The organism is Blastococcus sp. SYSU DS0753 (assembly GCF_054051175.1).
Map to the genome: position 1 here is coordinate 245,269 of NZ_JBJHAT010000002.1, position 14,283 is coordinate 259,551.

The window sequence follows — 14,283 nt, forward strand, 5'->3', positions numbered from 1 at the left end:
CCGCCGCACGCCGCTCGGCGGACCACCCCCGGACCGACCCGCCGACCAGTTCCCCCGGCCGGCACCCCCGGGGCCCCGGGTCCGAGCCGTCCCCCTCCCGGACGGGCCTGACCCATGCCTGCCGTCGCCCCGCCCGGGGTGACGCCTCGATCCCGGCGCCACGCCCCCCGGGGCACGGCCGCCGGCACCCACCTTCCTTCGGAGCGATCATGGTCCTACCCACGGAGACCGCCGCGACCAGCCGCGAGCGGACCGGCAACCGGCAGCTCAAGCACGGCGCCATCGGCGTCGTCGGCATCCTGTTCTTCGTCCTGTCCGCACAGGCGCCCCTGACCGGCATGGGCGGCGCGCTGCCGCTGGCCATCGGGCTGGGCAACGGCGCAGGCGCGCCGGCTGCCTACCTGGTCGTCGGTGCGATCATCGCCGTCTTCGCCGTCGGCTTCATCGCCATGAGCCGCCACGTGACGGACGGGGGCGCGTTCTACGCCTACATCAGCCGCGGTCTCGGTCGGCGCCTGGGCACGGGTTCCGCCCTGGTGGCGCTGTGGGCGTACAGCACCGTGCAGGCCTGCATGTACGGGCTCTACGGCGCGATCGTCTCCTCGCTGGCCGACACCTACCTGGGCTTCGGCCCGCCGTGGTGGCTGTGCGCCGTCGTCACGATGGCGGTGGTCCAGCTGCTCGGCTCGCTCAACGTCGAGCTCGGCGCCCGCTTCCTCGGGGTGATCGTGGCCGCGGAGCTGGCCATCCTGCTCGCCTTCGCGCTGGCCACCCTGCTCGCCGGCGGCGGACCGCAGGGTCTGAACCCCGGGGCCAGCTTCTCCCCGTCCGCTCTCCTGGCCGGCGCGCCGGGCATCGCCCTGACCTTCGGCATCGCGTCGATGTTCGGCTTCGAGTCGACCGCCATCTACTCGACCGAGGCCCGCGACCCGCAGCGCACGGTGCCGCGGGCGACCTACCTCGCCGTCGGCGTCATCTCCCTCTTCTTCGCCTTCGTCTCCTGGATGGTCGTCAGCCACTACGGGGCCGACCAGGTCGTGCCCGCGGCCGGCGCCGCCCTGGAGTCCGGCGACGGCACCGTCCTGCTGTTCGCCGCCATCGAGGACGAGCTGGGCCCGTGGGTCGGCGAGGTGGGCGGCGTGCTGCTCGCGACGTCGTTGCTGGCCGGCATCCTCGCGTTCCACAACGCCTTCACCCGCTACGTGCACTCGCTCGGCCAGACCGGCACGCTGCCGCCGGTGGTCGCCCGGACCACCCGCCAGGGGGCGCCCTTCGTGGCCAGCGCCGTGCAGACGCTGGTCGCGCTGGCCCTGGTGCTGCCGTTCGCCGTGCTGGGCAAGGACCCGGTCCTCACGCTGTTCGCCTGGTTCAGCGGCGTCGGGGTCCTCGCCCTGCTGGCGCTCTACCTGATGACCTCGGTCTCGGTGGTGGTCTTCTTCCGGCGCACCCGGCTGGACACGCGACCGTGGCAGACGCTGATCGCCCCCTCGCTCGCGATCGTGCTCGTGGCCGGCCTGACCTGGCTGGTGCTCAGCAACTTCACCCTGCTCATCGATGGCTCGATGGCGACCGCGGTGCCGCTGATCCTCTCGGTCCCCGTGGCCCTGCTCCTGGGCGTCGCGCTGGACGTCTACCGCCGTCCCTCCTGGGCGGCCACGGCCGCAGCAGACCCCACGACGGACCACACCCCCGTCGGCTGAGCAGCCGCGCCCGCACGGCGACGCCCGGCCCCTCCCCCGGATCCGGGCGTCGCTGCGCGCCGCTTTCCGGCCGCGGCACGCCTTGTGTCGCACGCCACTCGGGCGTAGCGTCTCCGTCAGTAGAAGAACAGCTTATTCGTTTATCGAACGCCCGTGATCTGGAGATCCCATGGCAGCCAAGCCCTTCGCCTCCTCCGCCGACCTGGGCGTCAAGGAGCAGACCCTCGAGGTGCTCGCCGACGGCGTGTACGCGCTGACCGCCGAGGGCGATCCGAACCTCGGCGCCATCGAGGGTGAGGACTTCCTCGTCTGCTTCGAGGCCCTGGCCACGCCGGTGGCCGCCCGGCGGTGGCTGGCCAAGCTGCGGGAGCACACCGACAAGCCGGTCCGGTACCTGGTGCTCAGCCACTACCACGCGGTGCGCGTGCTGGGCGCCAGCGCCTTCGACGCCGAGGTGATCGTCAGCTCCGAGCAGACCAAGCGGCTGATCGAGGAGCGCGGCCAGCAGGACTGGGAGAGCGAGTACGGCCGCATGCCGCGGTTGTTCGAGGAGCCGGAATCCATCCCCGGCCTGACCTGGCCGACGATGACCTTCCGCGACAAGCTCACCATCGAGCTGGGCGGCGACCGCGGCGAGCTGGTCCTGGAGTTCCTCGGCCGGGGCCACACCGAGGGCGACATCGTCGCCTGGCTGCCCAAGCAGGAGATCCTCTTCGCCGGCGACCTGGTCGAGTCACAGGCGGCCCTCTACACGGGCGACGCGTTCCACTTCGACTGGGCCGGCGGCACCCTGGACCGGGTCAAGGCCCTCGGCGCGCGGCAGCTGGTCGGCGGCCGGGGCCGGATCGCCCGTGGCCGCGACGAGGTCGACGCCGCCGTCGAGCAGACCCGCGACTTCCTGCTCACGATGCAGCGCACCGTGGGCGACGTCCACCGCGCCGGCGGCACCCTGAAGCAGGCCTTCGAGGCCACCCACGCGGCGCTGGCCCCCAAGTACGGCCGGTGGCCGATCTTCGAGCACTGCCTGCCCTTCGACGTCTCCCGGCTGTGGGACGAGTTCTCCGGTGTCGAGCGCCCCGTCATCTGGACCGCCGAGCGCGACCGCGCCGTGTGGGACCAGCTCCAGGGCTGACCGGTCCCGGCTCCCGAGGAGATCCCCATGACCACTCCCGTCCCCGGACCGCCGGTGCTGGTGCTGGGCGCCGGCCCGGTCGGCCAGACCGCCGCGCTCCTGCTCGCCCGCTGGGGTCTGCGCGTCGTCGTGCTCGACGCGCGGCCCGAGCGCGACCCGATCGGCAGCAAGGCGATCTGCCAGCAGCGTGACGTGCTCGACGTGTGGGACGCCGTCGGCGTCGGCGCCGAGATCGCCCGCCGGGGGGTGACCTGGACGACCGCCCGGACCTTCCACCGCGACGCCGAGCTGTTCTCCTTCACCTTCGCCGACCGTGGCCGATCCCCCTTCCCCCCGTTCGTCAACGTGTCGCAGTGCGAGACCGAGGCGCTGCTCGACGAGCGCATCGCCGCCTCGCCGCTGATCGACGTCCGGTGGGGTCACCGGGTGACCGGCCTGCACCAGGACGGCACCGGGGTGACGGTGGCCTGCCGGACCGAGGACGGCGAGGTGCTCGTCACCGGCTCGCACGCCGTGGCCTGCCCCGGCCCGCGCGGCGACGCCCTGCGCTCGATGCTCGGGCTCACCTTCCCCGGGGAGTCGTTCGAGGACTCCTTCCTCATCTGCGACATCCGCACCGACCTGCCCGGCTGGGAGACCGAGCGGCGGTTCTACTTCGACCCCGAGTGGAACCCCGGCCGGCAGGTCCTCATCCACCCCTGCCCGGACTCGACGTTCCGCATCGACTGGCAGGTGCCACAGGACTTCGACCTCGCCACCGAGGAGGCCTCGGGCGGCCTCGACCGGCGGATCCGCCAGGTCATCGGGGACCGGCCCTACGAGATCGTGTGGAAGTCGGTCTACCGCTTCCACTCCCGGGTGGTCGACCGCATGCGGGTCGGGCGGGTGCTGGTCGCCGGCGACGCGGCGCACCTGGTCTCGCCCTTCGGCGCGCGCGGGCTGAACTCGGGGGTCCTCGACGCCGAGAACGCCGCCTGGAAGATCGCCTTCGTCCGCCGTGGCTGGGCTCCGGAGGGGCTCCTGGAGAGCTATCACGACGAGCGGCACGCCGCGGCGGTGGAGAACATCGACGTCACCACGGCGACGATGCGTTTCCTGGTGCCCCGCGACGAGGCCGAGGCCCGCCACCGGCTCGACGTCCTCGAGCGGGCGGCCGGTGACCCCGCGGCCCGTGCGCAGGTCGACTCCGGCCGGCTGGCCGAGCCCTTCTGGTACGTCGACTCGCCGCTCACCACCCCTGACCCGGCGCGCCCGTTCCCCGGCCGGCCCGCGCGCGGCGACGTCCCCGTCCCGGCGCCCGGGGTGCTCGTCCCCGACTGCCCGGTGACGGTGGCCGGCCGACCCGACCTGGTCCGGCTCCGCCAGCTCGCCCGGGAAGGCGTCACCGTCCTGCTCGGCGACGACGCAGACGCGCCGGCGCTGCCCGACCTCGGCGACCTGCCGGTGACCGTCCACCGCATGACCGATCTCGACCCCGGCGGCCTGCTGCGCAAGGCCCTCGGTGCACACCCCGGCGAGGTGTGGGTGCTGCGCCCGGACGCCCACGTCGCCGCCGTGCTCACCGACCCGGCCGACCGAGGCACCGCGGTGGCCCGGCTGCTGGCCCGCCCGCTCCCCGCTCCCGTTCCCGCCTGATCCCCGAAGGAGTACCCCATGGCGTTCTACCGGCAGGTGGGCCAGGTCCCACCGAAGCGGCACACCCGGTTCCGCCGTCCCGACGGCGGCCTGTACTACGAGGAACTGGTCGGCGAGGAGGGCTTCTCCTCCGACTCCTCGCTGCTCTACCACCGCGGCGTCCCGTCGGCCATCGTCGACGCCCGCCCCTGGGAGCTGCCCGACCAGACGCTGACCCCCAACGCCCCCCTGGTGCCCCGCCACCTGAAGCTGCACGACCTCTTCCCCGGCGAGGAGCACAAGGCCACCGACCCGGTCACCGGCCGCCGGCTGGTCCTCGGCAACGGCGACGTGCGGATCTCCTACGCCGTCTCCTCGGCGACCTCGCCGTACTACCGGAACGCCACCGGCGACGAGTGCGTCTACGTCGAGCGCGGCACCGCCACGGTGGAGACGGTGTTCGGCTCCCTCGACGTGGGACCGGGCGACTACGTGGTCCTCCCGCGGACCACCACCCACCGCTGGATCCCGACCGGCGAGGAGCCGGTGCGCACCTATGCGATCGAGGCCAACAGCCACATCGCGCCGCCCAAGCGCTACCTCTCCCGCTACGGCCAGTTCCTCGAGCACGCCCCCTACTGCGAGCGCGACCTGCGCGGCCCCGCCGAGCCGCTGCTGGCCGACGGCAGCGACGTCGAGGTCTACGTCAAGCACCGCGGCGCCGGCCCGGGGGGCCTCGCCGGCACGATCCACGTCGTCCCGGAGCACCCGTTCGACGTCGTGGGCTGGGACGGCTGCCTCTACCCCTACGTCTTCAACGTCGCCGACTTCGAGCCGATCACCGGCCGGGTGCACCAGCCGCCGCCGGTGCACCAGGTGTTCGAGGGTTCCAACTTCGTCATCTGCAACTTCGTGCCGCGGAAGGTGGACTACCACCCCGAGGCGGTGCCGGTGCCCTACTACCACTCCAACGTCGACTCCGACGAGGTCATGTTCTACGTCGACGGCGACTACGAGGCCCGCAAGGGCTCGGGCATCGGCAAGGGTTCGATCAGCCTGCACCCGGGCGGGCACAGCCACGGCCCGCAGCCCGGCGCCGTCGAGCGCTCCCTCGGTGTCGAGTTCTTCGACGAGCTCGCCGTCATGGTCGACACGTTCCGCCCGCTCGACCTCGGCGAGGGCGGCACCGCCGTCGACGACGGCAAGTACGCGTGGTCCTGGTCGGGACGGGGGCCGTCGGCGTGACGGCCCCGGTGCACCCGCCCGCCCCGGCACCGGCGACGACGCCGCTGTTCGACGGCCTGTTCGACGACGCCGCACTGTTCCCACCCGGGAACGCGCCGATGCCGGCGGCCGTTCCGCAGCACCGCGCGCTGCGCGACCGCCTCGGTGGACTGGTCGGGCCGTTCGTGGTCCCCGCGGCCCGGCTCGACGAGCTGGTGGCCGAGGTCGGCGACGGACCCGCCGTCGACGTCTCGCTGATCGCGGCGGCCGGTGACCTCCCGGCCGCCGCCGCCCGGGTCGCCGCCGAGCCGCGCCTGGCGCTGGCTGCGGTCGAGGTGCCGGTGACGCCCGACGCCGCGGCCGCCGCCGAGGCGCTGCGCGCCCTGGACGACGTCCTCCCCGAAGGGGTGCCCGCGGCGCTGGAGCTGCCGCGGACCACCGCCCGCGACGCCGTCCTCGACGTGCTGGCCGGCACCCGCTATCGGGCCAAGCTGCGCACCGGTGGCGTGTCGGCGGAGCTGTTCCCCTCCTCCGCCGAGCTGGCCGACAGCCTGCAGGCGTGCATCGCGCGGAGCGTGCCGTTCAAGTGCACCGCCGGCCTGCACCACGCCGTGCGGCACACCGCCCCGGCGACCGGCTTCGCGCACCACGGCTTCCTCAACGTGCTGCTGGCCGTCTCCGCGCTCAGCTCGGGGGCCCCGGCGGCCGTGGCGGCGGACTGGCTCGGCGAGACCGACCCGGGCACGGTCGCCTCGGCCGTGCGCACCTGGCCGGCCGACCGGGTGCACCGGGTGCGGTCGCTGTTCACCTCCTTCGGCACGTGCAGCGTGACCGAGCCCGTCGAGGACCTGGTGGCGCTCGGCCTGCTGGCCGCCCCGGAACGGACCCTGGCATGAGCGCCACCTGGTTGGAGCTCCCCGACGGCACGGGCTTCGGGCCGGAGAACCTGCCCTACGGCGTCTTCTCCACCGAGCCCGACGGCCCCCGCCGGATCGGTGTCGCCATCGGCGACTCCGTCCTCGACGTCTCCCGGCTGGACGTCCCCGCCGCCGACGCGCTCGCCGCACCGACGCTCAACGCGCTCATGAGCCGGGGGCGGGAGACCTGGAACGCACTGCGCGACCGGCTGCAGGAGCTGCTCGCGGACCCGGCGCACCGGGGCGCCGTCGAGCCGCACCTGCTGCCGCGCGCGGAGGTGACGCTGCACCTGCCGTTCGACGTCGCCGACTACGTCGACTTCTACAGCTCCCAGCACCACGCGGAGAACCTCGGCCGGATGTTCCGGCCGGACTCGCCGCCGCTGACCCCCAACTGGAAGCACCTGCCCATCGGCTACCACGGCCGCGCCGGGACGGTGCAGGTCTCCGGCACCCCGGTCGTGCGGCCCAGCGGGCAGCGCAAGGCCCCGACCGACGAGGCGCCCACGTTCGGGCCCTCGCAGCGGCTGGACATCGAGGCGGAGGTGGGGTTCGTCGTCGGCGCCCCCTCGTCGCTCGGCCGGCCGGTGCCGCTGGGCGCCTTCCCGGAGCACGTCTTCGGCGTCTGCCTGGTCAACGACTGGTCGGCCCGGGACCTGCAGGCGTGGGAGTACGTGCCCCTGGGGCCGTTCCTCGGCAAGTCCTTCCTCACCTCGGTCTCGCCGTGGGTCGTGCCCCTCGCCGCGCTGGAGGCGGCCCGGGTCTCCCCGCCCCCGCGCGATCCGCGGCCGCTCCCCTACCTGGACGACACCACCGAGGAGCACTGGGGACTGGACATCGCCATCGAGGTGCGGCTCAACGGCCAGCTGGTGTCCTGCCCGCCGTTCGGCCTCATGTACTGGACCCCCGCCCAGCAGCTGGCGCACATGACGGTCAACGGCGCGAGCCTGCGCACCGGCGACCTGTTCGCCTCGGGCACCGTGTCCGGCCCGGCCGAGGACCAGCGCGGCTCGTTCATCGAGCTGTCCTGGGGCGGGAAGCAGCCGGTGCAGCTGCCCGACGGCACCAGCCGCACCTTTCTCGAGGACGGCGACGTCGTCACCCTCACCGCCACCGCGCCGGGAACCGGCGGTCGCCGGATCTCCTTCGGCGAGGTCACCGGCCGGGTCGAACCCGTGCCCGCGCCGTGAGCACCACCGTCCCGACCGCCGGCGACCCGTTCGGCACCGCCCCAGCCCCCCACCCCGGAGGACGACGATGACCACCCCGACCGTGACCGAGCCCGTTACGACCACGCCGGAGACCCCGACGTGCGAGAGCCTGCTGGCCGCCGTCGTCGATCCCGGTGGCCGGGAGATCCTGGATCCCGCGACCGGCGAGGTCGTCGGCCGCGCCCCGGAGCAGTCCGTCGCGGACCTCGACGACGCCGTCGCCCGTGCCCGCGCCGCCCAGCCGGCGTGGGCGGCCCGCACCGACGCGGAGCGCATCGAGCTGCTGCTGCGTGCCGCGGACGCGGTCGAGGCGTACGCGGAGCCGCTCGCCGAGCTGCTCTCCCGCGAGCAGGGCAAGCCGCTCAACGGTCCCAACGCCCGGTTCGAGGTCGGCGCCTGCGCGGCCTGGCTGCGCGCCACCGCTGCCACCGAGCTGCCGGTCGAGACAGTGGTCGACGACGGCGAGGTGCACGCGGAGCTGCACTACCGCCCGGTCGGTGTCGTCGGCGCCATCGGACCGTGGAACTGGCCGATGATGATCACCGTCTGGCAGGTCGCGCCCGCCCTGCGGATGGGCAACACCGTGGTGGTCAAGCCCTCGGAGTACACGCCGCTGAGCGTGCTGGCCCTCGTCCACGTGCTCAGCGGGGTGCTGCCCGCCGACGTGCTCTCCGTCGTGGCCGGGGGGCGGGAGATCGGGGCCCGCCTGTCCAGCCACCCCGACGTCGACAAGCTGATGTTCACCGGCTCGACCGCCACCGGGCAGGCGATCATCAAGAGCTCGGCGGACACGGTGAAGCGGCTGACCCTCGAGCTCGGCGGCAACGACGCCGGCATCGTGCTGCCCGACGTCGACCCCCGCGCCATCGCCGAGGGCCTGTTCTGGGGCGCGTTCATCAACACCGGGCAGACCTGCGCCGCGCTCAAGCGGCTCTACGTGCACACCGACGTCTACGACGAGGTCGTCGCCGCGCTGGTCGACGTGGCGAAGGCGATGCCCATGGGCCGGGGCCTGGACGAGCAGAACGTGCTGGGCCCGCTGCAGAACCGCGCGCAGTTCGACATCGTCGCCCGGCTGGTCGAGGCGGCGCGGGACTCCGGCGCGACGGTGCTCCTCGGTGGGGACCCCGACCCCGACGCGGCCGGGTACTTCTACCCGACCACGATCGTCACCGACGTGGCCGACGACAACCCGCTGGTGGCGGAGGAGCAGTTCGGCCCGGCGCTGCCGATCATCCGGTACGAGGACGTCGACCAGGCGGTGGCGATGGCCAACCGGCTCGACGTCGGCCTGGGCGCCTCGGTGTGGAGCAGTGACCGGGCAGCGGCGCGCGCCGTGGCGGCGCGGCTGCAGGCCGGCACCGTCTGGATCAACTCGCACGGCACCGTGCACCCGATGATCCCCTTCGGCGGGGTCAAGAAGTCCGGCTACGGGCTCGAGTTCGGGGTGGAGGGGCTGAAGGCGGTCGCGGTTCCGCAGGTCATCAACGGCTGAGCCCGGGTCCCGGTTCGCGCCGCCGCTGCCCCGGCATCCCCCACGGGTGCCGGGGCAGCGGCGTCCTCCGCGCGGGTCAGCGGAGCGCGGCGCCGACCTTCTCGGCCGCCTCGACGACGGCGCGCCCGATCCGGGCCACGTCGGCGGTGTCGTCGACGAAGACCACGGCGAGCGCCGCTCGCTGCCCGCCGTCGGGGCCCACCACGGGCGCGGCGATCGATCGCAGGCCGGGGATCACCTCGCCGTGCGAGGAGGCCCAGCCGACCCGCCGGGCCTCCCGCAGCGCGTCGCGGTCGTCGGGGGCGGGGGGCTCGGGCATGAGCAGCGCCAGCCCGGGCGCTCCCCGGCCGACGGGGTGGCGGGTGCCGGGCCGGTACACCACGTGCGCGGACGCGTCCTGCGGCTCGACGGTGGCCACCGTGACCGCCTCGTCGCCGGTCCGGACGACGAGGAAGGCGGTCATGGCCAGTTCCGCCACGAGCGCGTTGAGCCGCGGCAGGGCGGCGGTCTGGAGGTCGCTGCGCACACCGCGCGCCAGGCCGGCCATCCCCAGCCCCAGCCAGTACCGGCCGACCGCGTCGCGCTCGACGAGCTGGTGGTCCTCGAGCGTCCGGAGCAGGCGGTAGGTGATGGACCGGTGCAGACCGAGCGCCTGCCCGATGTCGGCGATCGGCTGGGGACTGCCGGTGGCAGCCAGGTGCTCGAGGATGCGGATGCCGCGGTCGAGCGTCTGTGACTGCGGCGCGCTCGCGCCCTCGCCGTCCGACATCGTCGTCCTTCCGAGCGTGATCGGTACCGCCACCAGCCTACGGTCGCCCGCCGCGGCCACCCGCACCCCGGCTGAGTCGCCGCTCCGTCATCACGGCCGCCGACCGTCCGCCGGTGGCGTCGTTCCGGCCGTGGACATGCCACCGGCCCGGCTCTGCCGAGCAGAGCCGGGCCGGTGGGCGAGCCGTGCTGGCCGAGGAGGTCTCCCGCCGACCGGGATCGGGCGCTCCTGCCCTCAGGCGGGAGAAGGCGTCCGATTCAGCGGAAGTCCTCCTGGCCGTTCATCTCAGCTGCAGCCGCTGGTGGAGCCGCAGCCCTCGCAGACGTAGCAGCTGCCGGCCGGGCGCATCTTCGTGCCGCAGGTCATGCACAGCGGCGCGTCGGTGGCGGTGCCGGTGACCAGCTCGAGGAGCTCGGCCGAGGAGTGCGCCTCCTTGACCGACTTCGGACCCTCCGGGGTGACCTTCTCCTTGGCCGGAGCGCTCTCGATCGGCGCGGAGCCGCGCAGCTGCTCCAGGTCGACCTCCTCCTCCTCGACGACCGCGGCGGTCGAGGCAGAGGTGTCGTACCCGGCCACCTGGGCCGCGCGCTCCTCGGCCGTGAAGATGCCGAGCCCGGCCCGCTTCTCGACCGGCAGGTGGTCCAGCGCCAGGCGACGGAAGATGTAGTCCATCACCGACTGGGCGATCCGGATGTCCGGGTCGTCGGTCATGCCGGCCGGCTCGAAGCGCATGTTGGTGAACTTCTGGATGTAGGTCTCCAGCGGAACACCGTGCTGCAGCGCGATGGACAGCGAGATGGAGAAGGCGTCCATCACGCCGGCGAGGGTCGACCCCTGCTTGCCGAGCTTCAGGAAGACCTCACCGAGGCTGCCGTCCTCGTACATCCCGGCGGTCATGTAGCCCTCGGCCCCGGCGACGCTGAACGAGGTGGTGACGCTCGTCCGCTTCTTCGGCAGCCGCTTGCGCACCGGGTGCGCCAGCGCGGCCGGCGCCGTCGCCTCGGCCTTCACCTCGTCCTTGGTGCCGTCGTTCTTGCCCTTGCCGCCGGACAGCGGCTGGCCGACCTTGCAGTTGTCGCGGTAGATCGCCAGCGCCTTGAGACCCATCTTCCAGCCCTGGAAGTAGATCGTCTCGACGTCCTCGACGGTCGCCGTCTCCGGCATGTTGACCGTCTTGCTGATCGCGCCGGAGATGAAGGGCTGGACCGCGGCCATCATGCGGACGTGGCCCATCGGGGAGATGGCCCGCTCACCCATGGCGCAGTCGAACACCTCGTAGTGCTCCGGGCGCAGGCTCGGGGCATCGACGACGTGGCCGTGCTCGGCGATGTACTCGACGATCGCCTCGATCTGCTCCTCCTGGTAGCCCAGGCTCCGCAGCGCCCGCGGCACCGTCTGGTTGACGATCTGCATGGAGCCGCCGCCGACCAGCTTCTTGAACTTGACCAGCGAGAAGTCCGGCTCGATGCCGGTCGTGTCGCAGTCCATCATGAAACCGATCGTGCCGGTGGGGGCCAGCACCGAGGCCTGGGCGTTGCGCCAGCCGTTCTCGGCGCCGATCTCCAGGCACTCCTGCCACTGCTGGGTGGCGACCTTCAGCACGTCGGCGTCGTCGGCGCCCACCGGGCGGATCGCGTCGTTGGCCGCGGCGTGCTTGCGCATGACCCGGGCGTGCGCGTCGGCGTTGCGGGCGAAGCCCTCGTAGGCCCCCACGATGCCGGCGAGCTCGGCCGAGCGCCGGTAGGCGGTGCCGGTCATCAGCGAGGTGATCGCCGCGGCCAGCGTCTGGCCACCGCGCGAGTCGTAGGCGTGGCCGGTCGCCATGAGCAGGGCGCCCAGGTTGGCGTAGCCGATGCCCAGCTGCCGGTAGGCGCGGGTCGTCTCGCCGATCGGCTCGGTCGGGAAGTCGGCGAAGCAGATCGAGATGTCCATCGCGGTGATGACCAACTCGACGGCCTTCACGAAGTTCTTGGCGTCGAACGTGCCGTCGTCCTTGAGGAACTTCATGAGGTTCAGCGACGCCAGGTTGCACGAGCTGTTGTCCAGGCTCATGTACTCCGAGCACGGGTTGGACGCGTTGATGCGGCCGGTCTCGGGGTTGGTGTGCCAGTCGTTGATCGTGTCGTCGTACTGGATGCCCGGGTCGGCGCACTCCCAGGCGGCCTGGGTGACCTTGCGGAACAGCGACTTGGCGTCGACGGTCTCGATGACCGAGCCGTCGAGGCGGGCCCGCAGGCCGAACTCGTCGCCCTCCTCCACCGCGCGCATGAACTCGTCGGAGACGCGGACCGAGTTGTTGGCGTTCTGGTACTGGACGCTGGTGATGTCCTTGCCACCGAGGTCCATGTCGTACCCGGCGTCGCGCAGCGCGCGGATCTTGTCCTCCTCGCGCGCCTTGGTCTCGATGAACTCCTCGATGTCGGGGTGGTCGATGTCGAGGACGACCATCTTCGCCGCGCGGCGGGTGGCGCCACCGGACTTGATGGTCCCGGCGGAGGCGTCGGCGCCGCGCATGAAGCTGACCGGGCCGGAGGCCGTGCCGCCGGAGGAGAGCAGCTCCTTGGAGGAGCGGATGCGGGAGAGGTTCAGGCCGGCACCGGAGCCGCCCTTGAAGATCAGGCCCTCCTCGCGGTACCAGTTCAGGATCGAGTCCATCTCGTCGTCGACGGCGAGGATGAAGCAGGCGCTGACCTGCTGCGGCGCGTTCGTGCCGACGTTGAACCAGACCGGCGAGTTGAAGCTGAAGTACTGGTGCAGCAGCATCCAGGTCAGCTCGTGCTCGAAGACCTCGGCGTCGCCCTCGGTGGCGAAGTAGCCGTGCTCGCGGCCGGCCTCGGTGTAGGTGAGCACCACGCGGTCGATGAGCTGGCGCAGGCTGGTCTCGCGCTGCGGGGTGCCGACGGCGCCGCGGAAGTACTTCGTGGTGACGATGTTGGTGGCGTTGATGCTCCACTCGGCCGGGAACTCGACACCGCGCTGCTCGAAGTTGATCGAGCCGTCCCGCCAGTTGGTCATGACGACGTCACGACGCTCCCAGGTCACCTCGTCGTACGGGTGCACACCAGCGGTGGTGAAGACGCGCTTGATCTTGAGGCCCTTGGCCCGGCTGGGAGTCTTGGCGCTGCGGCGGGGGCGGGCGCCGGCCACGCGGTCGTCGGTCTCGGTCATGGTGTGGAGCTCTCCCTGGTCGTGTGTCGCGTGGTGCTTCGCGGGGCTGCGCGGTGGTGCTGCGCGGTGGTGGATCGGGGGCTGGGGAAGAGCCGCGATCGGTAACTGCTCGAACTGCTGTCTATCGGGTGGCACCGACAGTTCTCAGGTGCCGGCGCCGGTGCCGGACGGAACGGGTCGCCGGGGCTCGGGCGGGCCCGTCTCCCCCGGCGGCGCGGCGGGCTGCCGGGCCTTCAGCTCGGCGATCTCCCGCTCGAAGTCGGCCACCGAGGTGAAGGAGCGGTAGACGCTGGCGAACCGGAGGTAGGCCACCTCGTCCAGCTCGCGCAGCGGGCCGAGGATGGCCAGGCCGACCTCGTGGCTCGGCACCTCCGCCGCGCCACTGGCGCGGATGGCGTCCTCCACCTGCTGGGCGAGGAGCTTGAGCTGGCCCTCGTCGACCGGCCGGCCCTGGCAGGCCCGCCGGACGCCGGCAACCACCTTGCTGCGGTTGAACGGCTCGCTGACGCCGTTGCGCTTGACGACGGCGAGCACCGCCTCCTCGACGGTGGTGAACCGCCGCCCGCACGCAGGACAGGAGCGACGACGCCGGGTGGTGGCGCCCTCGTCGGCCTCCCGCGAGTCGATGACCCGACTGTCGGCGTTGTGGCAGAACGGGCAACGCACGGTGGTTCACCTCCCTTCGCGCCGCGCCCGCCACCGGCCGGCTGTGCACTCCCCTGGGGACATCCGGTGGATGCGCCGGGGACAACCTGAGGACCAGCCTGTGGACGGGCTTACAGCTCTGTAACTACTAGATGTAGGGGAACCCTAGGACGGGCCACACAAGATGTGCAAGTGATCGTTCCGTCGGCGTGTTCCGCCCCGACACTGCGGTGCGCAGGCGGAACAGCGGTCCCCAGCTGTCACAGGACACGCCGCGACGACGCGCCGAACTCCGTGCCCGACGCTCCCCGGAGAGGGTGCCGAGCGCGGCGACACACCGCAGGAACGACCCGGGGACGCTCGCCCCGGCAAGGCTGTGCGCTCATGCGCGGTTCCGACCCGCAGAAC

10 protein-coding genes are annotated in these 14,283 nt (G+C 72.7%); 7 read left to right on the forward strand and 3 right to left on the reverse strand.

What is annotated here, in order from left to right:
- The first annotated feature begins 209 nt into the window (after positions 1-209).
- From ACI799_RS03145 to ACI799_RS03175, 7 genes are all read left to right on the forward strand, one after another.
- The gene (locus ACI799_RS03145; RefSeq protein ID WP_456612431.1) at positions 210-1,700 is read left to right on the forward strand and encodes an APC family permease; all 1,491 of its coding nucleotides are present in this window, start codon (positions 210-212) and stop codon (positions 1,698-1,700) included.
- 169 nt (positions 1,701-1,869) lie between these two features.
- Positions 1,870-2,832 (forward strand): MBL fold metallo-hydrolase, encoded by a 963-nt coding sequence (locus tag ACI799_RS03150; RefSeq protein ID WP_456589386.1) that lies wholly within the window; start codon positions 1,870-1,872, stop codon positions 2,830-2,832.
- A 27-nt stretch (positions 2,833-2,859) separates the two neighbouring features.
- A complete protein-coding gene (locus ACI799_RS03155) occupies positions 2,860-4,467 on the forward strand; it encodes an FAD-dependent monooxygenase (protein ID WP_456612432.1) in 1,608 nt (535 codons plus the stop codon).
- A gap of 18 nt (positions 4,468-4,485) precedes the next feature.
- Entirely contained in the window at positions 4,486-5,691 is a 1,206-nt protein-coding gene (locus ACI799_RS03160; protein ID WP_456589384.1) for a cupin domain-containing protein, read from the forward strand.
- Positions 5,688-6,566, forward strand: a complete 879-nt coding sequence (locus tag ACI799_RS03165) for a hypothetical protein (protein ID WP_456589383.1) — start codon at positions 5,688-5,690, stop codon at positions 6,564-6,566. Before ACI799_RS03160 ends, ACI799_RS03165 begins: the two co-directional genes overlap by 4 nt.
- Entirely contained in the window at positions 6,563-7,777 is a 1,215-nt protein-coding gene (gene fahA / locus ACI799_RS03170; RefSeq protein WP_456589382.1) for a fumarylacetoacetase, read from the forward strand. The genes ACI799_RS03165 and fahA overlap by 4 nt, the downstream gene beginning before the upstream one ends.
- Positions 7,778-7,844: 67 nt before the next feature.
- Entirely contained in the window at positions 7,845-9,293 is a 1,449-nt protein-coding gene (locus ACI799_RS03175) for an aldehyde dehydrogenase family protein (protein ID WP_456589381.1), read from the forward strand.
- 76 nt (positions 9,294-9,369) lie between these two features.
- On the opposite strand, the gene ACI799_RS03180 is transcribed toward ACI799_RS03175, so the two are convergent.
- The 3 genes from ACI799_RS03180 to nrdR form a co-directional block, all read right to left on the reverse strand.
- Positions 9,370-10,095 carry an IclR family transcriptional regulator gene (locus ACI799_RS03180; protein WP_456589380.1) on the reverse strand — a complete coding sequence of 242 codons (726 nt, stop codon included), beginning with the start codon at positions 10,093-10,095 and terminating at the stop codon, positions 9,370-9,372.
- A 252-nt stretch (positions 10,096-10,347) separates the two neighbouring features.
- A complete protein-coding gene (locus ACI799_RS03185; protein ID WP_456612433.1) occupies positions 10,348-13,230 on the reverse strand; it encodes a vitamin B12-dependent ribonucleotide reductase in 2,883 nt (960 codons plus the stop codon).
- 144 nt (positions 13,231-13,374) lie between these two features.
- The gene (gene nrdR / locus ACI799_RS03190; protein ID WP_456589378.1) at positions 13,375-13,896 is read right to left on the reverse strand and encodes a transcriptional regulator NrdR; all 522 of its coding nucleotides are present in this window, start codon (positions 13,894-13,896) and stop codon (positions 13,375-13,377) included.
- Positions 13,897-14,283: the final 387 nt, after the last annotated feature.